This is a genomic window from Bacillus sp. sid0103, from assembly GCF_019219025.1.
The window spans coordinates 169,869-189,499 of the sequence record NZ_JAHUWN010000008.1 but is presented as its reverse complement, the minus strand read 5'-3'; the positions used below and the strand labels follow the sequence as shown (position 1 = coordinate 189,499).

The window sequence follows — 19,631 nt, the reverse complement described above, 5'->3', positions numbered from 1 at the left end:
TACTCCCTCATTAAGACGTGTACCGGTCCATTCTCTTTTCCAAATATCCTTGCACGATAGAAAGGAAAAAGCAAATAACCCAATAAAAAAGTGCTGCTTCTACATAAACCAATAAAAATTCATAGGTGGTTGAAGCAATTTCTTGGGCCCGGCGAAACATCTCTGTTACAAGGACAACTGACGCAAGAGAAGTGTCTTTTACAAGACTAATAAATGAATTCGATAATGGCGGTATGGATACTCTTGCTGCCTGCGGCAGGATAATTCTCTTTAATGCTTGGGTGTAGGTCATTCCGATCGAATAACCAGCTTCCCACTGGCCCTTAGGAATGGAGATAATCGCAGCTCGAATGATTTCTGAAGCATAAGCCCCAACACTTAATGAGAAACCAATGACCGCGGATATAAATGGATCCAGAGTCACTCCTATATTAGGAAGTCCATAAAAAATAATGAATAACTGAACCAGTAATGGAGTGCCGCGAATCGCTGAAACATAAAACCTTGCTATCCCTTGAAAGAGTTTTACCTGAGAAATTCGGGCAAGAGCAGTTAGCACGGCCAGAATAATCCCGATAATAAACGAAATGATTGTTAATGGAATAGTATTCATAACAGCACCCTCCAGCAGCGGCTGGAGGGAAGTTTTTGCAATCTCGATTAATCTATCTGCTCGTTCTGGGTCAGCAAAAATACTATTTAAGTACATCTTCACCAAACCATTTCTCAGAGATTTTTTTGTAGGTTCCATCATCGACGATATCTTTTAACACCTTATTCACTTCGTCGACTAGCGTATTACTATTCTTTCTAAACATAAAACCGCTTGAAGAAGCATCATCTGCTGTTGCGACAACCTTAATTGGCGCATCTGGCTTTTGTTTTTTATAGTCTAAAAATGAAAGCTTATCGTTAATTGTCACATCAACACGTTTTTGGGCAAGGAGCTCAACTGCTTGTTGGAAACCATCCACTCCAACTATTTTAGCACCATATTTCTTTGCCATATCTGCGTAGTTACTTGTCATCGATTGAGCCGCATTTAAACCTTTAATATCTTCGAAGCTTTTCACTTTATCGTTATCTTTATGGGCAATCAGGACACCTGCAGAAGTAATATATGGATCTGAGAAATCATATTTTTCCTGACGGTCTGGACGAATGCCAACCTCGTTCGCAATAATATCAAAACGCTTTGCATCTAATCCTGCAAACATCGCATCCCACTGTGTTTCTTTAAATTCAGGTTTAACCCCAATTCGTTTGGCAACCTCAGTCGCAAGATCCACATCAAACCCCGTTAGCTTGCCACTAGTATCATGGAATGTGAATGGAGGATATGTACCTTCTGTTCCAATTAATAGTGTTCCTTCATCTTTTACCTTTTTCAATAAATCGTTACCTGCTTTTTCAGCAGTCTTGTTGTCAGTTTTGTTATTATCTTTATCGGCATTATCCTTGCCGCAAGCTGACAGTACTAACATAAAGCTTAATAAAAGTGCGAAAATAAGTGAAAGTTTTTTCACTGTTAAAACCCCCTAATTCTTATTGTTTTTATCGGATTTAATCATATTACACAGATTGACTTATGTCAAAGGAAAAGTTGTGCACGAAATTAAAATTATTTTACCCATTTTTACAAAATAAAAACCTATCAGAGGAATTCTGATAGGCTAAAAATTATTATGCTGATAAAGCTTTCTTCTGTTCCATGTTAGCGGTCTTTTTACCTCTCCAAAGTGGTCCATAAAAAAGGACACCGCTCGCTATTAAGATCATCCCATAAGTGAAGGTTTTAATATCAGCTGTTCCAGCGATAATAACCCACACCGAATAAATGGTCGAAAGCAAGGCAATAATTCCATCGGTAATCCTTGAACGCCCCCCTATATAGGTCTCTCCTGTCACAACTAATTTTAACTGATAAACCGAAGAGATAAAGTAAGGCACCAAGTAGGATAACGTGGCAATGACTATAACGAATCCAAAGGCATCGGATATGGATTTTGATACCGTTGAAAAGATAAACAATTGTCCTAAGCCATTCGAAACAATCATGGAAAATAAGGGAAGTCCCTTTTTGTTTTCTTTTTTGAAAGATGGAAGGAATAATCCCTGTTTCGCTGCTTGATATGGTACTTCTGCACTTAACATTAACCAGCCAATAGTTGAACCGAATAAGCTGATTAACCCGATTGCTGCTAATACTTTCCCAGCAATAGGTCCTAAGACAGTCGAAATTGCATCAATTAGCGGCTTATCAGAATGCATAAGCGTGGTTTGGTCTAACATTCCCATTACTAAGGTGCTGATGCCGATGTAAATCCCAAGGGCAATAAATAATCCAAGGATGGTGGCACGTTTAACATCCGTTTGTTTTCTAGCACGCGAAGCAAACACCACTGCAGATTCGACCCCAATAAATGCCCACAATGTATTAACAGCAGCACTGTTCACTTGACTCATCATTCCAATTGCATGACCAGCTTCGTCCATTCTAACGGCCATGAAAGGAAGGATATTGCTTTTTTCAAATGCAAATAAACCGACAATAATAAACAGAATAAATCCGGCAACTTTAGCTGCAGTTGCGGCAAAATTCAGCTTTCCGGCACTTTCAATCCCACGCAGGATAATAATGTGAGTTCCCCAGAGCAGGATAGAACATACAAGAAAAGTTAATCCATTACCAACCTTAAGTGTAAATCCGCCAATGGTAAACCAATCCGCCTGGCTTGTTAAGATCGGGAAAAAGGTTGATAAATAACCAGCAAAGGTTGTAATCATCGCAACATTCCCGGCAAGGTTACCGATCCAATATCCCCAAGAAGACATAAAACCAGAGAGGATTGATGCGTGTGAACCTGGTTTAAATAATTCCTTTGCATATATTTGCGGGCCGCCAGTTATATTTGGTTTTCGTATCGCAAGGTTACCAAATACAAGAGCTGTCATTAATACACCAAGGCCTGTTACGAGCCATGCTGAGATCACACCAGCAGGACTCGCTGCTTCAGATAGCGAGCTTGGCAGCATAAAAATCCCTGAACCGACCATGTTTCCGACAACAAGAGCGGTTAAAACCCAAAAACCTAATTTATTTGCGTTCCCCATGGTGTAATCCCTCTCACTAATAAGTTTTATTTTATATTAAAAAAATGTTTTTTTAGTCATTTACTTGAATAAACATTAAAACACTTTATTAAATATAAGACCCGTCAAGGATTGTGTCAACGGGAAATTTTATCCTGATAAAGTATTAAAGAAGTAAATTAACAAAAAAAATAGTAAGTACCCATTGCAATGGATTACATTACTATTTTATAGTTCATCCTTATTGGAATGGGATATCTTCGACAGTTCCCATTATAGTTTTTTTTGATTCTCTTCAATAGTGGGTTTCATGGAAACATGGAATGTTTTTTTCCAAGTCATCTAGTTCAAACCACATCCGCTTTCTATTTCCACCAACCATCAAACATTGTAACCGGAAGTTGGCGTTTATGTTCGGTCATGAGATAGCGCTGTTCTATTTTGTCTGCTACCTCTTTTGAAACGGACTTGCCTTCCAAATAGTCGTCGAGTTCATCGTAGCTGATACCTAATTCCGTCTCATCGGCCTGTCCAGGTTTTTGGTCCAGCAGGTCTGCAGTAGGTGTTTTTAAATATAAACGTTCATCTGCACCCAGTTCTTTTAACAGAGCTTTCCCTTGCCGCTTCGATAATCCGCTCAATGGAAGAATGTCAGCTCCGCCATCGCCATACTTTGTATAGAAACCTGTTACGGCTTCAGCTCCATGATCTGTCCCAATAACCAGCAGCCCTTCCATACCACCAATCGCATATTGAGCAATCATTCTCATTCGAGCCTTTACATTTCCTTTTTGATAATCGCTTAGAGGTGCCCCCTGATAGCTTTCATCATATTCTTTTTTGACTTCATCTACGGCTGATTTGATGTTAAAGACTGTCTCACGGTCAGCGCGGATAAAGGCTAATGAACGCTTAGCATCTTCCTCGTCTTGTTGGACGCCATAAGGGAGACGAACAGCGATAAATAAGGCATCAGTTCCTTCGCTGCGCAGCTCTTCCACCGCTAGTTGGGCGAGCCGGCCTGCAAGCGTTGAATCTTGACCACCGCTTATTCCCAGCACATAACCCTTGGCCTTTGTTTTTAATAGGTAATTTTTTAAGAAATCAATCCGTTTCCTAATTTCTTCTTGCGGATGGATGGTCGGATTGACATTTAAATCCTTCATAATCTGTGCTTGTAAACTCATTTACTGTACCTCCTGACAAACAATCGATATATTAATTAATGTACCACAAATACTTCGATTTCACTAAAATGGAGAGAAAATAGAAACTTGGGTAAATTAACATAGACAATTAATGGAGGGATTAGGATGGATGCAAAAACATGTAATGAATCTCGAGTGGTCAGAACAAGCAGGATTTTTCCTAATGATGTAAATAACCATAATACCTTGTTTGGGGGAAAGCTAATCAGCGATATCGATATGATCGCCTCTATTTCGGCCGTCAGACATTCCAGAGCGGAGTGTGTTACGGCTTCGATTGATTCCGTCGACTTTCTTAGTCCGATTACACCAAAGGATTCTGTTTGCATTGAAACATTTGTTTCTTCAACCGGAACATCTTCGATGGAGATTTTCGTTAAGGTAATTGCAGAAAATCTAATGTCTGGTGATAGAAAAATTGCCGCTACCGCCTTTTTAACCTTTGTCGCCCTAGATGAAAACGGCAAACCGACAAAGGTCCCAGGTATCATTCCTGAAACCGATGAAGAGAAAAAGCTCTTTGAAACAGGCAAAGAACGTGCAGAAAAACGGAAAGAACACAGAAAAAGCAGTAAAGAGTTGGCAAGCGTACTGACCATACATAAACCATGGGAATAAGAAAAGCCTGAGCTAGACAATAAGAAAAGAAGCAAAAAGGTTCGCGAATACCGCGAACCTTTTTGCTTACTTTACATTCTGTTCCGTGCGCGCTTGCCATGACATGACTTCATCTTCCTCATCAAACTCAATCGTGACATCGACGACACCTTTTTCCGCCATGATTTTTTCTTCAAGACGGTCCTTAATATCATCGGCAGCGGCAACTGTTATTCTTGGATCAACCTCAATTTCTAATTCAACGTGCAGATCCTCGCCCTCTTTAATAACGGTTATCCCTTGAATATCCTTTACATCAGGATCCTCCATCACGAGGGTGCCGATTTTGTTTTCCATTTCTTCATCTGCTTGGCCAAGGACCCCAGCAGCATTATCTAAAAAGACCCTGCCGACAACAAATAACATCATTGCGCCAATCAGCATGGATGCGAGCCCCTCTATTTGGTGAAATGCAGTGAAATGAGAAATAACTACTGCCAAAATTGCCAGCAAACCGCCCAAAGTTGCCACCAGATCCTCCATGAAAACAAGCTTCGTTGCAGGTTTAGCTTTTCCCAAGTTGGCAAAACTTTTAGAAAACACTTGAAGTCCGCTTGCCTCTTCTTCGATTTCATGTAAAATCTCTTTCATTGCCTTAAATAAAACAAACATTTCTAAAAGAGTTGCAACCGCTAAAACAAGTATATTAACCATAAACCCACCAGATTCAGTTGGATGAACCACATGGTGATATCCTTCTTTTATGGTCTCGAATGCCATAATTCCAACAATCAACACAGCTCCCAACAGGACGAGGTTCACTAAGCGGCCAAACCCGTTTGGATACTTCTCAGTTGGTGCCTTTTTACTTAAGGCAGACCCAACAAACACAAAAAACTGGTTAGCAGCATCACCTAGACTGTGCATCGTTTCAGCAAACATGGCCACATTGCCCGTAAACATAAAGGCTACCCCTTTAATAATCGAAATGATTGTATTAATTATTGCCGCCAGCATAGCTGATTTATTGCCCCGTTTTAATAACTGCAATATTTCTCCCATCGTATCCTCTTTTCTTAAGTAAGCTTTTCTCTTCTTAATATTTTCTTAAATAACCAAATTCATTATAAATAAACCTTAATGACAACAAAAGGAAATTTTTCCAACAAGGGAAAATGGAGGGAGGATGAAATTTACGGGGCCCTATCATTCGATAGGGCCCTTCCTATTTAAACGTTATTCAGTACCAAATATAAGCGGTTATTTCGGTTTCCTTGTTCTTCCTCAGCGGCTAAATCGTATTTTTTAAGCAAATGGAACACTTCGTTTAAGATGTCCTGGGTATGCTCTTTTTCGAAGAACTGATTAAATAATGGCTTCATCTCTTCCGGAAGAAAGGCTGCTTGTGATTCATATTTAGTTTTTACATCTTCGTGGGTATGATTTAGCTTACATTCGCTCATCTGTTTTCCTCCTTTTGGTTAATATCTCTAGTATAAACAAAAAAGCCCACAGCTGGGCTTTTTATTTAACCTTCTTACTCTCGGTCACCTCTAAAACATCCAAAAGGAAAACAAAGACGGGGATCCCAACGATTAACCCCCATACACCAAAAAAGTGCTCTGAGAAAATCAATACGATGAATGTATAAAAAACAGGAAGATTGGTTTTTGAACTCATTAGATTTGGATTTAATATATACGCTTCGATGCCATGAATAATCATAATCGCAATACCGACGTAAAGAACCGTCACCAATCCGCCAATACTGTAGGCAATGATTGTCAGCGGTATTAACGAGATAATAACACCCGCAACAGGGATAAGTCCCAAAACGAAAATCATAATGGATAATCCGCCAAGCTGTGGGAAATCCAAGATCCATAAAGCGATAGTTGTTAAAATACAGTTCACAACAGCAATAATCAGTTGTGCTTCAATTACTTTACCAAACGTACCAACGAACTTTCGCGCAAAAAATTCAATTTCTGAGTAAACGGGTGCAATTTTACTTGTTCTAAATTTCTTTGTAAAGTCAATTAAGCGCGGTTTTTCTAATAAGAAGAACAAACTCAGTAATAGCGCCAATAAAACTTGCAATCCAATTTTACTAATATCCGTAAAGTACTTTAATACAAAAGTAAAGCCCTGCTCTAAGTAACTTGAGATTTTAATTTCTTCCATTCGACTAACAATATAATTCAGCACAATGTTATCATGCTTAGCCGTATAAAAAGCAGTTAACTGCTTGATTAATGCCGTAATTTCACCTGCAATCATTGGCAGGTACATGACCAACCCATACGAAAGCAGACCAACAATACTCGCATACGCAATGACAACGATCAACTTTCGGTTAATCGGTATTTTTTGTTCAATGAATTGCACTAACCGATCCATTAAAAACGCAAATATGAACGTAAGCAAGATTAAATTTATCATAGATTTCATTGCATAAATAACAATGGCAATTAAGACAAAAATAGATATTCGCTTGAAACCTGTACTGTGCAAAAGTTTATTGATCATAGGCTATTATCGGTCCCCATTATATTCACTATAATTCACATGAAAATATTTTTTAACAATACATTAATTATACCAAATCTCCTGGTATATTGTCTTATTTTAAAATTGGACAGGAGTAGTTGTGTTTTCAATTGGTCTGCCTTCAAAGCCTTCTTTCTTTAAATAGTCTAAAAGTTTAGGCAAATAAGCAAGTGTTTCCTTTCGCTCGTGTAAAAGAATGACAAGCGGTCCGTTATGGTGTTTCATCTGTTTTATTTGCTGTATAACATTATTGACATAGCGCTTATCCTTATAATACCAATCTTTACTATCAATATTCCAATCCCACATGATGTACCCTTTTTCCTTAACAGCCTTTTTATACTCGTCTGTCATGTTTGGCGCGCTGCCATAAGGCGTTCTCATGATAAATGAATTGACACCTGAAACTTCCTTTAAGGTGTTTCGATTTTGGTTTAGTTCACTGAGTACGGTTTTTTTTGATTTATAAAATTTCTTTTGACTGTGGGATACACTATGTAGTCCAACCGTTTCTCCTGTCTTGGTCATTAAATTTACCGCTTCAGGGTATCTCTTAATATTCCCATCTATCATAAAGAAGGTAGCTTTAAATTGATACTTTTCAAGTAGTTTGATAATCTTATCGGAAAATGGAGCTGGGCCATCATCAAATGTTAAATAGACAATTTTCTTTCCACTTGTGCTTAGTTGTTGTGTATTTTTTGGTTTAGACGGAGCTGCATTAGATTCCTTTGACGGTGATTGAGAAGTAGTTTTATCTTTTGTGGTGGGGTGTGCCCCCGTATCAGTAGTGTGATTGTTTTTTACCTTACTAGTCTCTCGTTCTTGCTCGTTTCTCCAGTGCACTGCTTCGTTTTGCTGTTTTTGCATTCTTTCTTTTTCCAACTTTGCATCGTTTGTGTTTTGCACAATGGTTTTTGCGCTCACATTTTTTTCAACAGGCTGATTCGTAACCTTATTTTTTGGGTGATTATTAGATTCACTGCTTGCTGCTTTTGCTTGAAAATAATTACTGACAAATATTCCTGCAAACAAAAAAGTAACAACAATGACGGCAATTAACGTCCCCTTCGACCAACTGCTTTTAAGATTCCCCATTGATCAATCCCTCTTTGATGTTTATTATTTTTCTACCTCCATTATAGACGAATTATTGATCAAAATGTTACCAATCTATGAAATTATTAGATATAAATTCCTTTTGCTTTAGCGATGCTTTGAATCGGTAGTTTTGTTTCATTTTTCTTCATAATTTTGGTAAATAACTCCCATTGACAATGATTCTCATTATCTTTAATATTAAATTAACGAGATTATCTGAAGGGGGATTCAACATGTTTAACATGCTATATGGGTTGAAGGATATTCACACGGTTATTTCTAATCATCGTAAAATCGGCGGTGCGGCTGAAGCTGATTCGATTCGGTTATTATCAGGTGAAACCTACCTAAACCCCGTGTTTACTAATGTTGATATCTCAAAAGGACACTATGTTTCTGTAGGATTTATTGACCAAGATGGTGCAAATGTGATTGCACATGTTGACCAAATTGCTGTTATTAAAGGCTTACAACATAAATTAATTTGCCAGCTTAATAATACTTACATTAAACAGTACTTACTGCATGATACATTGAAATACTTACAAAAGCTATGTGAAGTGAATGCTGGTTTTGTTACGAGCTCATTCAAAAAAGAAGCGTTGAAATTAGTGCGTGATATTAGTGTGAAAGAATTGAAAAACCACAATATCTCGCTTCCATTCCCTGTTGAGGATAAATTAGTACAGTTGTTTGCATAATGAGAACGCGGTCCGCCTTGTGGTGGACCGCGTTTTTTTGTTTAGGTTCTGTTTAACGTGCCTGTCGATTTCCGCTCCAATCAACATTGTGCCAAATCCACAGTGAGATTTAACATAGTCTTTGTTTAAAGAATGACGGCTTGGCAAGCCAATCGATAGCCGTTGTTTAATTCATCGCCAAGTTTTTTATGTTCTTGTTCATTTGGTTTCGAAAGACTTGGGCCTTGCAGAACCTGGACTGTACATTGTCCGCAAGTTCCTTTTTGGCATTTATATTTGATTGCCTGTCCTTGCTTTAAAGCTGCATCTAGTAATGTCCCTTTAGCAGGTGCGATTTCAAATTGATTCCGGCCTTGAATGACGAATATTTTTTCAAGGTGCGTTATGACTTTACCGGATTGGTGTTTAGCTTCTCTTTTTTCAACAACAGTGTGCGCGGGAGAATTCCGTACAGGCGCCATTTTTCCAGGAAGGAGCGAGCCTACTGTAAAAACTCGATTATTCACCTGATTAATCCCCGATTGCCTCTAGCGTACAAATGGCACCTGGGCGCTTAATTCTTAATACCACGGTTTCATAAACACGGAAAGGATGATTCATCCCTTCCTGACCCATATAAGCTGTGTCAAAATCCTCTGATACGGCAAGATCCAAGTTATTCCGCCCGGTGTTAAGCAGCACACCTGCTCTTCCTTTTAAAACTGGAGATTGGAACACTCCGTCTGTGACAAGTTCACGGACATGTTCAATTTCTAATACATTGGTGTCTTTATGAACCCGGTGTAAAAGCGAGTACAGTTCTGGTGATAAGACCAGTGCAAACGGTCCATGATGATTCATTTCAAGCAGCTTGTTTCGTGCATCGACAATATCCTGAAAGGCTGCTCCCGATTCATACCATTCTCCAATTAAGTGCGTCAGCCTGCCTTGAACATTCATTAAGCCGGGGATATCAAATTCTTTAGCTCCATGAAAAATCATCTGATCTTCAAGATTGGCAACGTCTCGGGCCGCATTGGCTGCTGGTGAAAAATCGATTGGGATATCGAGGACCTTGGTTTGTTCAATATCGCGCCAATAGAGGATGAAATCCTTATAGAGTAAAGGAATGGTATGGTTTACTCGCTTGCTTGTTTCGAAGGTGGTATCAAAGGATCCTTGGATGTCCATTTTCGCTTCTTGATTTTCGATAAAGATGTCATTTGAGATACTTTGCATCCCTCGTCCGAGTGGGCCATATAGTTCGATAAAGCGCCTGCCAACTAGTTGTCTGCGTGCTGATTCAATGACCGTTTTGTCTAGTTCGGCAAATTCTTGGTCTGTTAATGGTGCATCCGGAAATAATTGCGATTTGTTCATGATTCTATCCTTTCGTGTTTAGGTATTTATTTTTCGGCATGGGTTTGTAGGTTGATGTTTAGTGTTTGGATTCCGCCGATTATGGGATTATTCCGCCAATTTTAGCGTGGATTCCGCCAAGTCTACAATTTATTCCGCCAAACTTGCGAGGGATTCCGCCAACTTCACCATTTATTCCGCCAAACATCATCTTATGTAATAAAGCTAAATTAAGCTCCCCACTGTAAACCCTTTTTTATATTTAGCTGAAGACACAATTGAGACACCATCTGATGTGTTAACTGACCTGTCTAGGTGATCATGGTCGTGATCATGATGGGCATGCGGGTCGATGTAGTCATTATCGAACCGTTTATTAATGTCGTTCAACATCGCTTTAACCTGCTGATAATCCTTGTAGGATACCTCCCGTAATTGGTTCAGCATTGTGCTTCGTTCCTCGTCAGTAAAGCGAAACAGCGCTAAATCTAAATGTTCCACAAAATTATGTAATCCGAATCTTTCAAGATTCAACTCTTGGAGAAGACGATTAAATTCATTATTAGTCGGTGCAAAATCCTTCTCGTCCTTTTCGTATTCAAACTTACTGATAAGCGGAATCAGCTCTACCAAACGAGAAAGCCGCTGCTCCTCTTCTTCAAAAATATGATGATAATAAAGTCGTTCATGGTCATCGGTTGCGTTCTGAATGACCGGATCAAGCATATTCATAAATTTTTCAATAGCATCTTTCGTTGTTGTAAAAATCCCATAAAAAACCTTCAGTTCTTCCTTCAATTTATCCACCCCTTAAAAAATCAACTACCTATCATTATTGACGTGGATAGACGAGTTTAATACCGATTTTCCATAATTTCCATAGAAAATGAATAACTCTTTTCTTCCGAAACATACTAACTATGGTTATGTTCAATATCATTAGGAGGAGATACATTCATGATGCAAAACCAACAACAAGGACAAACGCACCAAAACATGCATACAGGATCTGTACCGCCACAAATGAATCACGGTGGTCATGAACTTTTCGACTTACATGAAGTCTTATCAGGCGCAATAGGAACCATGAATTCCTATATGTTATATCGTCAACACGTAAAAGATCCAGAATTGATGGATATTCTGGACCGCCAATATCAATTTATGCAGGATGAATACAATATCACTGTGGAGTGTTTCAAAACCGGACAGGATCCTTCCAAACCGACAGGAAAATATATGATGAAACAAGGCAATGATTGGGTCTATGGGATGAAACCCTCCCAGCCAAAAAAACCTTGGCAATCTGCATCGGAGATTAATGATGAATTCATTTCCAGCTGCATGCTTGCTTCCTGTAAAACTGGGGCCTCAGCGAAGACAATGGCTGCATGTGAGACAACCAATCCGGTAGTTCGCCGCGTCCTCGCCGACTCTGTTCCAAATTGTATTGAAATGGCTTATGAAATCTCGATTTATCAAAATAAACATCATTACTATCAAGTACCGCAGCTTGCACAGCAGGATATGAATCAACTGCTTAATGCCTTCGCCCCTGCACAAGGAATGCCGCAAACTAACAATATGAATATGAACAACATCAATCATTAAAATGAAGTCCAAATAAAATAAGACAAAAATCTATCCTTCCATTTCATTTTGAAATGAAAGAAAGGATAGATTTTTTTATACTAAATATTATGAAGATTTTCCCATAGGTAATGTATGGCATAGTACAAAAATTTCTATCTAACTGGTAATTCTACAATAAAAGTAGACCCAACTTTTTCTTTACTTTTCACAGTAATATGACCCCCATGCAGTTTGACGATGGTTGCCACAATTGATAGACCCAATCCTGTTCCCTCAGTAGTTCTTGTACGCGCTATATCTGCCCGATAAAAGCGATCAAATATCCTTTCTAATTCCGTATTATTCATCCCTGTTCCTGTATCCTCAAAAGTTATCCAGACCGATTCACCTCTTTCTTCAATTGATATCTCTATACTGCCATTCGGTTTATTATATTTAATGGCATTTGATAAAAGGTTATCCCAAACATTATTCAGTAAGGATGGATCACCGATAATTTCTAAATCTGGTAAGGAGTAGCTAAGCATTATACCTTTTTCACTTACTGCCCATTGATAATTTCGCACCAATTCCTTCAATTGTTGACCAATGTTGAATAATCTTTTCTTCATAATATCCTCATTTCGATCTAATGAGGCAAGAAGTAGCAATTGTTTTGTTAAGGTAGAAAGCCTTTTAATTTCACCGTTAATGATTGAAACGTATTGGGATCTTTCTTCTTTGCTTATTGAATCATTATTATCCAATAGATTCGTATATCCTTTTATATTAGAGAGAGGTGACTGTATATCATGAGAAATATTCGATATGAATTCCTTCCTCATTTCATCCATTTGTTCTAATTTTCTCGCCATTCTTAAAAAACTATGTGAAAGTTCCCCTAACTCATCATGACGAGTTATATTAAGTTCTATATTAAAATCTCCATTTGACAACAATTTGGTTGCTTTAGTTAAGTTAGAGATCGGTTTTACTAAATATTTTGTACTAATAACTACCATCGCTATGCTCAACGTAATCGATAATGCAAGTATCCATCCAAATAAAATGTGCATCTCATTGAAAAGGAGTTTTATATCTGGTCTAACAAAAAGAGCAAAGTTTCTTCCGTTATGTTTCAAAGGAACACCAATCGTATTCCTCAGCTCATTAGCAAAAAATCCTGTTACAAATGTTTCCTGAGGAAAGTGAAGAATTCCATGGTAAATAGTACCATTTAATACATCCTCTTTAGTCGAAGCTGAAAGACTTTTGTCCCTGAATGGTTCGCCAAAGAATTTTCTATTTCCCTGATTATCTACTAGATTAATTTGGTACCCAACTGCTGCAATACTTTCTAAATACTCTGTCAAGTTGATTTTTGGATGCTCTTTAGCAAATGCTGCAATATCTAGTGCAATTCTTGTGTTTTTTTTGTCATTATAAGGTTTTAATTTTTGTTGATAATAGGTATTAGAGATTAAAAAAGCTAAGATGAAGCTTACAACCATGATTCCAATAGTTATTACAATAAATTTCACATATAGAGTTTTCATCTATGTTTGACCTCTAAGAGATATCCAACCCCACGTATTGTTTTTATTTGGAAATCATCTGTCAACTTAGAAAACCGTTCCCTCAATCTTTTTATATGGACATCTACTGTTCTTTCATCCCCTTCAAAATTCAAACCCCAAATATGTTCAATTAGGTGTTCTCTAGAAAAAACTTGCATTGGATTAGAAGTTAGAAAAAATAAAAGTTCAAACTCCTTTAAGGGTAAAAGTGAGGTTCTTTCCCTAATCTTAACCTCATAGCTTTTTTTGTTGATTGTTGTATTTCCAATGCGAACAATTGATTCATCTGGTTGATTATCATATCTCCGTAACAAAGCTTTTATACGAAAACTTAATTCTTTTGGTTCAAATGGCTTAACTAAATAATCATCCGTTCCAGCTTGAAATCCCTTCTCCTTATCCTCAATTTGATTTTTAGCTGTTAATAGGATAACTGGAATAGCATACTTTTTTCTAATCTCATTTGTTAGCGCATAGCCATCCATAAAAGGCATCATTACGTCCACGACTGCTAAATCACAAGCTTCCCTATTAAGAATTTCCAAAGCTTCGATACCGTTTTTTGCTTGGAATACTCTATAGCCTATTTCAGATAAGTGAATATCTAGAAGCTTTAAAATATTGAGATCGTCATCAACAATTAGAATAGTTGTCATAAATGTTTTCTCCTATAAAATTCAAAATTACTATCTTTAATTACCTTTATCATAACCATTACATGCAAGCAAAGAAACCGAAGTTGTAAAACTTCAGTTCCTGTACCTTACATTAATAAAACAAAATATAATAAATAGGCCCACGTAAAAGTGTCAGGTCTGTTAATATTATTTTAGCAAGATTTATCCTTTGCCTATAACTATGGTCCTTAATCTAACTTTGCAAAATCCGCCCATCGCTCATTTGAATCATATGGTCAGCATAGGAAAGCATTTCTTCGTCATGTGTAACGATTAAAGTAGTAATGTTTAGCGTTTTAGTTAAATTTCGGATTAACCTCATAACATCTTTAGACCTTTTTGAATCTAAACTCGCAGTTGGTTCATCTGCAAAAAGAACTTTTGGCTTATGGATAATTGCGCGAGCTATTGCAACTCGTTGCTTTTCCCCGCCAGATAATGAAGATGGGTATGCCTTTTTCCGATGGTCCATATCAACTAATTTTAGTATGTTGTCAATTTCTTTTTTTTGTTCAAGTTTCTTCAATTTAGATTCAGATACCTCCATCATTAGTAACAGTTGCTCTTCTACTGTAAGAAAAGGAACGAGATGTGCAAATTGAAAGATGAAACCAAATTTACTTGCTCGTATTTTCCGAACTTGCTCCGAACTCATATTAGTCAAATTTTCTCCTTCGAATATTACTTGCCCATCTGATGCGTGTTGAAGTCCCGCCGCTATTGTAAGGAGTGTGCTTTTACCAGAGCCTGATGCACCCACTAATGCTGTTATCTCTCCCTCTCTAAGGGAAAGATTAATTCCTTTTAGTATTTCTTCCTTCACTTCACCATTAGTAAACGTTTTTCTAACTTCATCTATTGTAAATATATCCATTTTAAATCTCTCCTTGTTGTATTGCTTGTAATGGTTCGACTTTTTTTATTTGCATACCTGAAAGAGTAGCTCCAATAAATCCGATAATTAAAAAGACTGCTGACAATTGTACGGTTGTTTCAGGGGTTAAACTAAAAGGCATTCCTTTAGGTGCAATCATATTAAAGACTTGACTGAGTGCAACTGATAAACTAAGTGCAATTACTGTAATCAGTACCATTTGTGTCCACATAATTTTAAACAAGGCAAGTGTTTTTACACCGATTGCTTTAAAAATACCGTAAAGACCAATTTTTTGAACGTTCATCATGTAGAAAAAGATCGCAAACAGCATTCCGCTAATAACAACTAGAAACCAAACAATCATATTTAGAGACATCTGTTCTGCTTTATAACTTGAAATTGTATTAAGGAACTGATTTTTCGAGAATGATTGTAAGCCAGTGAATACTTGTGTTTCATCCCCTCCTGGGATGAAAATCAACTGCATTTCTTCGGACCGGTAAATTTCTTTATAGTCTTCCATACTAATATAAGCGACAGGCGCATGGCTGTATTTACTATGGTCCACAAAACCTTTTACAAGAAACTTGCTGCTGTATTGATTATTGGTTAAGGTATCCCCGACTTTTATACCCATGTCTTCCATTGAGCGATCTAGTACGATTTCTCCTTTTTTTACATTTTTAAACGAATTTGAATCGGTCGATGTAACAAAGGCAACGCTTCGTTGCTTACCAGCACTATCATTCAAAAATCCCATTTGAATTGAAAATGCAACCGCACCTTTTTGTTCTTTTAAAACTTTATCTTGGGTACTGCTATCTATTCTTGAAAGATTATAGGTTTGCTCTGCATCTTTATTCATATAAAATTGTCCATTTGGTAAATCTTTAATTAATGCAGCATTATCTTGTGATAATCCATTTGCCAAGCCTGATATAACAAACGTTAATAAACTAACGAGAAAAACGATTGAACCTAAAATCAAAAACCTTACTTTATTTTTCTTAATTTCTTTCCAAGCAATGTTCATCTTAATTCCCCCAATTTCTTTTTGACATCCTTAGTTTAAAATCGCTATGTGAACGGACGATGAACAGGAAATTACATTTGACTTCGATAGCACAAAAAAAAGCTGCCTCAATGACAGCTTTGGTTTTTAACTCATGCACACGTTCAACAAGAGTTTATTAATTTTTTAACGGTTATTATAATTTCATAATAAACCATAAAATGTCCAGAAAAAAAATAAAGCATAAATTGTCTATTTAGGACAACTTATGCTTTATTTTATAATCTGCTGGTCTTTCTTTTCCACTATGTAGTGGAGACGGTGGGAGTCGAACCCACGTCCAAAGATATCGCCACTTAAGCTTCTACGAGTGTAGTCGATATATTGGTGTTTCGCTGAGCCTTTTGCCTATCGACCGGCGTCCGGTCAGCTAGCCTGGTTGTTCTCTTCCTTCATCCTCAGGCGGTGGAATCTGGCGTAGCCCACTTAGAGTGAGTCCCTTACCCTACCACATGGGCAATGGAGGGAGGAACCGCTATGCAGTATTAAGCTGCGAAAGCGAGGTTGTTGTTAGTTTTGCCAGTTATGGCTTTGACGTTTTAACGAGGCCGATCCCCTCGACTCGCGACCTAAGCTCAAACTACCCCTGTCGAATCCGTAGCGTCCCCATAATAAAAGGAGCTGCAATCTAATGAAAGATTAAAGCTGTAGACGTTAGGATGCTCAGGCAAATGTCCTTGAGCAAAAGTTTCCGTCGCTCTTGGCGACAAACTTATTATACCATACTTGATGCATTTTTCAATTACAAGTATTTGTAAAATAATTTCCAGTTTACCTGATTACATTTTTTGACGGTCGCGGAAAGCCCGTTCGATTTCACGCTTTGCTTCTTTTTGTTTTAAGGATTCACGCTTATCGTAATTCTTTTTACCTTTGGCAAGTCCAATTAATACTTTGCAAAATCCATTTTTCAAATAGAGTTTTAATGGAACCAGCGCATACCCAGCTTCTTTCGTTTCGCCAATTAACTTACTAATTTCACGTTTATGTAATAGAAGTGTTCGTGTTCTTAATGGGTCGTGGTTAAAACGATTTCCTTGCTCATAGGGGCTGACATGCATACCGAATAAAATCGCTTCCCCATTTTGAATCCGTGCATAGGAATCCTTTAGATTTACTTTTCCAGCCCGAATTGATTTGATTTCTGTTCCCTGCAAGACAATTCCAGCTTCATAGGTTTCTTCGATAAAATAGTCATGGTAAGCCTTTTTGTTTTGCGCAACAACTTTTCCTTCACCTTTTGGCATAAGATTCACCTCTTCTTATGGAATTAATTGTAGCAGAAATCATATTCCATCACAATTATACTCTGTGAAAATTTCTCAAAGATTAAAACCAAAAGAAAAGTGTAATACCTAAAAAAATCACGCACAAATCGGTCACTTTAATAAATTCTTCATCATGTCGGAAAATGGTTTATAAAGGACTGTTAACCAATCTAGTGGATTAGGAATACTAATACCCAGGGCTTGTGCAATACTTAACATGGTTCCAAATAGCAGGAGAATGGAAAATATCCATAGCTCTTTTACTAATTTTTTTCTCAACAAAGGAGGTACATCTATCACAATAATTACAGCGGAAATGACTAAGATTCCTGCAACAGCCACTATGTCGGCAACTCCTTACTCCATTATAGATTTTTAAAGACGCTATATTTTATTTTGAGAGGGTTTTGGCGCCGAATTCTGTTCGCGGCTTATGTTTTTTTGACTGATAAGACGCGGGCGGGAAAACATCCCCCACCATGGTACCCGTACAACCGTATCCTTTAAATCTTGAGGAATTAAAGGTCCAAAAGGACTCATATATGGAACCCCAAAAGAACGCAAACTGCTCATATGAAGGATAAGTGAAATTAAACCGACTATTATACCGAATAAACCAAATGAAGCAGCAAGCCCCATCATTGGAAAACGAAGCATACGGAGCGACATGGACATGGCTACGGAAGGAAGGATAAAGCTGGATATTGCCGTGATTGCCACAACGATTACCATGGCAGCCGAAACGATTCCAGCCTGAACTGCTGCAGTACCAATTACTAAAGTCCCAACGATTGATATTGCAGAGCCTATAGCCCTAGGCATTCGTAAGCCCGCTTCCCGCAAAATTTCAAATGCTACCTCCATCATTAGAGCTTCAATAAAGGCTGGAAAGGGAACACCTTCCCGTTGGGCAGCAAGATTGATTAACAGTTCAGTGGGTATCATTTCCTGATGATAGGTAGTAATAGCAATATAAAGTGAGGGTGCCAAAAGTGCAATGATAATGCTAAAAAAACGAAGCATACGAATGAGCGTACTAATATCTGCACGCTGATAATAGTCTTCTGCAACATGTAAAAACGAAACGAATAGTGCTGGAACAATCAAAACATTTGGTGAACCATCTACTAATATGGCAACCTTTCCTTCAAGGAGCTCTGCAGAAATCACATCTGGCCGCTCTGAGTTATAGATAGTTGGAAACGGGCTGTAGGTTGTATCCTGAATTAATTCCTCAATATAACCACTTTCCAATATTCCATCAATTTCAATCCGGTCAAGTCTATCATGAACTTCTTGGACAACTTTTCTATTTGCTATTCCATTGATATACATGATTGCTACATCTGTTTTAGTCACTCTACCAATGTTTTTGGTTTCTATCCATAAATTCGGGGATTTTATTTTTCTGCGAATTAAAGCCGTATTAGTACCTATGGATTCAGTGAAACCTTCCTTAGGTCCCCGAACGACTGTTTCAGATGTGGATTCATTTACACCGCGGTCTTTCCAGCCACGCATACTGATGATGAACCCTTGACTATAGCCATCCAACAAGAGAATGACATCGCCAGATAATAATGAATCGAAAAGAGAGCTGAATTCCGTAACATCCTTTATCGATCCGACCGTAAGAATTTGATCTTTTAATACTTTTAATACATTACGCGTTGAAGAAATGGTCTGATCGTCATGGAAATGGATATCTAACATGAGTGGTTCTAGGATAAAGTTTTGAATCGAATTCGTATCCACTAATCCATCCGCATAGAAAATGCCTGCTTTAACTGATTTGCCGATTTGTATTTCTCTATACACGATATCCCGACTATTTCCAAGCATTCGAAGTACATAATGTTTGTTTTCTTCAAGGCTAAGTTTTAATAAGTCACTGGCTTCGTTAATACCTTGGTCATCTATCTCTAATTTCAACAGTTTAATTCTGTTTTTACTTCTCTGTTTCTTAAAAAAACCCATCAATTGATCCCCCTCAGTATCGA

The 19,631-nt window shown here is 37.8% G+C and carries 21 protein-coding genes and 1 other RNA gene; 3 read left to right on the top strand and 19 right to left on the bottom strand.

All coding sequences use genetic code 11. The features are described from left to right. Positions 1 to 10: 10 nt before the first annotated feature. The 4 genes from KW850_RS11310 to nadE form a co-directional block, all read right to left on the bottom strand. Positions 11 to 709: an amino acid ABC transporter permease gene (locus KW850_RS11310; protein WP_218347724.1), complete on the bottom strand. Its 699-nt coding sequence runs from the start codon at positions 707 to 709 to the stop codon at positions 11 to 13. After that, on the bottom strand, positions 696 to 1,526 hold the full coding sequence (locus tag KW850_RS11305; RefSeq protein WP_308128787.1) for an amino acid ABC transporter substrate-binding protein: 831 nt from the start codon (positions 1,524 to 1,526) through the stop codon (positions 696 to 698). Before KW850_RS11305 ends, KW850_RS11310 begins: the two co-directional genes overlap by 14 nt. Before the next feature lie 157 nt (positions 1,527 to 1,683). After that, the gene (locus tag KW850_RS11300) at positions 1,684 to 3,114 is read right to left on the bottom strand and encodes an amino acid permease (protein WP_218347672.1); all 1,431 of its coding nucleotides are present in this window, start codon (positions 3,112 to 3,114) and stop codon (positions 1,684 to 1,686) included. A gap of 344 nt (positions 3,115 to 3,458) precedes the next feature. Continuing rightward, the gene (nadE, locus tag KW850_RS11295) at positions 3,459 to 4,280 is read right to left on the bottom strand and encodes an ammonia-dependent NAD(+) synthetase (protein ID WP_218347671.1); all 822 of its coding nucleotides are present in this window, start codon (positions 4,278 to 4,280) and stop codon (positions 3,459 to 3,461) included. 126 nt (positions 4,281 to 4,406) lie between these two features. On the opposite strand from nadE, the gene KW850_RS11290 reads away from it, so the two are divergent. Further along, on the top strand, positions 4,407 to 4,919 hold the full coding sequence (locus tag KW850_RS11290; RefSeq protein WP_218347670.1) for an acyl-CoA thioesterase: 513 nt from the start codon (positions 4,407 to 4,409) through the stop codon (positions 4,917 to 4,919). Positions 4,920 to 4,985: 66 nt separating this feature from the next. Here KW850_RS11290 and KW850_RS11285 read toward each other — a convergent pair whose 3' ends face one another. The 4 genes from KW850_RS11285 to KW850_RS11270 form a co-directional block, all read right to left on the bottom strand. Further along, positions 4,986 to 5,960 carry a cation diffusion facilitator family transporter gene (locus KW850_RS11285; RefSeq protein WP_218347669.1) on the bottom strand — a complete coding sequence of 325 codons (975 nt, stop codon included), beginning with the start codon at positions 5,958 to 5,960 and terminating at the stop codon, positions 4,986 to 4,988. 167 nt (positions 5,961 to 6,127) lie between these two features. After that, positions 6,128 to 6,361, bottom strand: coding sequence for a group-specific protein (locus tag KW850_RS11280; RefSeq protein WP_218347668.1), 234 nt, complete (start codon positions 6,359 to 6,361; stop codon positions 6,128 to 6,130). 61 nt (positions 6,362 to 6,422) lie between these two features. Beyond that, on the bottom strand, positions 6,423 to 7,427 hold the full coding sequence (locus KW850_RS11275) for an AI-2E family transporter (RefSeq protein ID WP_218347667.1): 1,005 nt from the start codon (positions 7,425 to 7,427) through the stop codon (positions 6,423 to 6,425). 99 nt (positions 7,428 to 7,526) lie between these two features. Continuing rightward, the gene (locus tag KW850_RS11270; protein ID WP_218347666.1) at positions 7,527 to 8,546 is read right to left on the bottom strand and encodes a polysaccharide deacetylase family protein; all 1,020 of its coding nucleotides are present in this window, start codon (positions 8,544 to 8,546) and stop codon (positions 7,527 to 7,529) included. Between the two features lie 236 nt (positions 8,547 to 8,782). Between KW850_RS11270 and KW850_RS11265 the strand changes: the two genes are divergently transcribed. Then, on the top strand, positions 8,783 to 9,250 hold the full coding sequence (locus KW850_RS11265) for a hypothetical protein (protein ID WP_218347665.1): 468 nt from the start codon (positions 8,783 to 8,785) through the stop codon (positions 9,248 to 9,250). Positions 9,251 to 9,375: 125 nt separating this feature from the next. On the opposite strand, the gene KW850_RS11260 is transcribed toward KW850_RS11265, so the two are convergent. From KW850_RS11260 to KW850_RS11250, 3 genes are all read right to left on the bottom strand, one after another. Next, the gene (locus KW850_RS11260) at positions 9,376 to 9,756 is read right to left on the bottom strand and encodes a 2Fe-2S iron-sulfur cluster-binding protein (protein WP_218347664.1); all 381 of its coding nucleotides are present in this window, start codon (positions 9,754 to 9,756) and stop codon (positions 9,376 to 9,378) included. A gap of 4 nt (positions 9,757 to 9,760) precedes the next feature. After that, positions 9,761 to 10,609: a family 1 encapsulin nanocompartment shell protein gene (locus tag KW850_RS11255; protein ID WP_218347663.1), complete on the bottom strand. Its 849-nt coding sequence runs from the start codon at positions 10,607 to 10,609 to the stop codon at positions 9,761 to 9,763. 204 nt (positions 10,610 to 10,813) lie between these two features. After that, positions 10,814 to 11,395 carry an IMEF encapsulin system ferritin-like cargo protein gene (locus KW850_RS11250; protein WP_308128786.1) on the bottom strand — a complete coding sequence of 194 codons (582 nt, stop codon included), beginning with the start codon at positions 11,393 to 11,395 and terminating at the stop codon, positions 10,814 to 10,816. Between the two features lie 153 nt (positions 11,396 to 11,548). On the opposite strand from KW850_RS11250, the gene KW850_RS11245 reads away from it, so the two are divergent. Continuing rightward, complete coding sequence (locus KW850_RS11245) at positions 11,549 to 12,199, top strand: spore coat protein (protein WP_218347723.1); 651 nt, start codon at positions 11,549 to 11,551, stop codon at positions 12,197 to 12,199. A gap of 134 nt (positions 12,200 to 12,333) precedes the next feature. Here the strand turns inward: KW850_RS11245 and KW850_RS11240 are convergent, their stop codons facing one another. The 8 genes from KW850_RS11240 to KW850_RS11205 form a co-directional block, all read right to left on the bottom strand. Further along, positions 12,334 to 13,716, bottom strand: a complete 1,383-nt coding sequence (locus tag KW850_RS11240) for a sensor histidine kinase (RefSeq protein ID WP_218347661.1) — start codon at positions 13,714 to 13,716, stop codon at positions 12,334 to 12,336. Continuing rightward, positions 13,713 to 14,393 carry a response regulator transcription factor gene (locus KW850_RS11235; protein WP_218347660.1) on the bottom strand — a complete coding sequence of 227 codons (681 nt, stop codon included), beginning with the start codon at positions 14,391 to 14,393 and terminating at the stop codon, positions 13,713 to 13,715. The genes KW850_RS11240 and KW850_RS11235 overlap by 4 nt, the downstream gene beginning before the upstream one ends. Positions 14,394 to 14,607: 214 nt before the next feature. Beyond that, a complete protein-coding gene (locus tag KW850_RS11230; RefSeq protein ID WP_218347659.1) occupies positions 14,608 to 15,288 on the bottom strand; it encodes an ABC transporter ATP-binding protein in 681 nt (226 codons plus the stop codon). A 1-nt stretch (position 15,289) separates the two neighbouring features. Continuing rightward, on the bottom strand, positions 15,290 to 16,324 hold the full coding sequence (locus KW850_RS11225; protein WP_218347658.1) for an ABC transporter permease: 1,035 nt from the start codon (positions 16,322 to 16,324) through the stop codon (positions 15,290 to 15,292). A 289-nt stretch (positions 16,325 to 16,613) separates the two neighbouring features. Further along, positions 16,614 to 16,971, bottom strand: a transfer-messenger RNA (tmRNA) gene (ssrA, locus tag KW850_RS11220). Positions 16,972 to 17,142: 171 nt separating this feature from the next. After that, positions 17,143 to 17,610 (bottom strand): SsrA-binding protein SmpB, encoded by a 468-nt coding sequence (smpB, locus tag KW850_RS11215; protein ID WP_168245642.1) that lies wholly within the window; start codon positions 17,608 to 17,610, stop codon positions 17,143 to 17,145. 132 nt (positions 17,611 to 17,742) lie between these two features. Beyond that, complete coding sequence (locus tag KW850_RS11210) at positions 17,743 to 17,973, bottom strand: hypothetical protein (protein WP_256358213.1); 231 nt, start codon at positions 17,971 to 17,973, stop codon at positions 17,743 to 17,745. Positions 17,974 to 18,015: 42 nt separating this feature from the next. Further along, positions 18,016 to 19,608, bottom strand: coding sequence for a spore germination protein (locus tag KW850_RS11205; protein WP_218347657.1), 1,593 nt, complete (start codon positions 19,606 to 19,608; stop codon positions 18,016 to 18,018). Between the last annotated feature and the right edge of the window lie 23 nt (positions 19,609 to 19,631).

Bases quoted from the DNA above. Each gene is read 5' to 3' on its own strand.
- KW850_RS11285 (WP_218347669.1), bottom strand. From the start codon at position 5,960: ATGGGAGAAATATTGCAGTTATTAAAACGGGGCAATAAATCAGCTATG.
- KW850_RS11290 (WP_218347670.1), top strand. From the start codon at position 4,407: ATGGATGCAAAAACATGTAATGAATCTCGAGTGGTCAGAACAAGCAGG.
- KW850_RS11265 (WP_218347665.1), top strand. From the start codon at position 8,783: ATGTTTAACATGCTATATGGGTTGAAGGATATTCACACGGTTATTTCT.
- KW850_RS11255 (WP_218347663.1), bottom strand. From the start codon at position 10,609: ATGAACAAATCGCAATTATTTCCGGATGCACCATTAACAGACCAAGAA.
- KW850_RS11300 (WP_218347672.1), bottom strand. From the start codon at position 3,114: ATGGGGAACGCAAATAAATTAGGTTTTTGGGTTTTAACCGCTCTTGTT.
- KW850_RS11310 (WP_218347724.1), bottom strand. From the start codon at position 709: ATGTACTTAAATAGTATTTTTGCTGACCCAGAACGAGCAGATAGATTA.
- KW850_RS11275 (WP_218347667.1), bottom strand. From the start codon at position 7,427: ATGATCAATAAACTTTTGCACAGTACAGGTTTCAAGCGAATATCTATT.
- KW850_RS11225 (WP_218347658.1), bottom strand. From the start codon at position 16,324: ATGAACATTGCTTGGAAAGAAATTAAGAAAAATAAAGTAAGGTTTTTG.
- KW850_RS11245 (WP_218347723.1), top strand. From the start codon at position 11,549: ATGCAAAACCAACAACAAGGACAAACGCACCAAAACATGCATACAGGA.
- nadE (WP_218347671.1), bottom strand. From the start codon at position 4,280: ATGAGTTTACAAGCACAGATTATGAAGGATTTAAATGTCAATCCGACC.
- KW850_RS11240 (WP_218347661.1), bottom strand. From the start codon at position 13,716: ATGAAAACTCTATATGTGAAATTTATTGTAATAACTATTGGAATCATG.
- KW850_RS11280 (WP_218347668.1), bottom strand. From the start codon at position 6,361: ATGAGCGAATGTAAGCTAAATCATACCCACGAAGATGTAAAAACTAAA.
- KW850_RS11205 (WP_218347657.1), bottom strand. From the start codon at position 19,608: ATGGGTTTTTTTAAGAAACAGAGAAGTAAAAACAGAATTAAACTGTTG.
- KW850_RS11270 (WP_218347666.1), bottom strand. From the start codon at position 8,546: ATGGGGAATCTTAAAAGCAGTTGGTCGAAGGGGACGTTAATTGCCGTC.
- KW850_RS11230 (WP_218347659.1), bottom strand. From the start codon at position 15,288: ATGGATATATTTACAATAGATGAAGTTAGAAAAACGTTTACTAATGGT.
- smpB (WP_168245642.1), bottom strand. From the start codon at position 17,610: ATGCCAAAAGGTGAAGGAAAAGTTGTTGCGCAAAACAAAAAGGCTTAC.
- KW850_RS11235 (WP_218347660.1), bottom strand. From the start codon at position 14,393: ATGACAACTATTCTAATTGTTGATGACGATCTCAATATTTTAAAGCTT.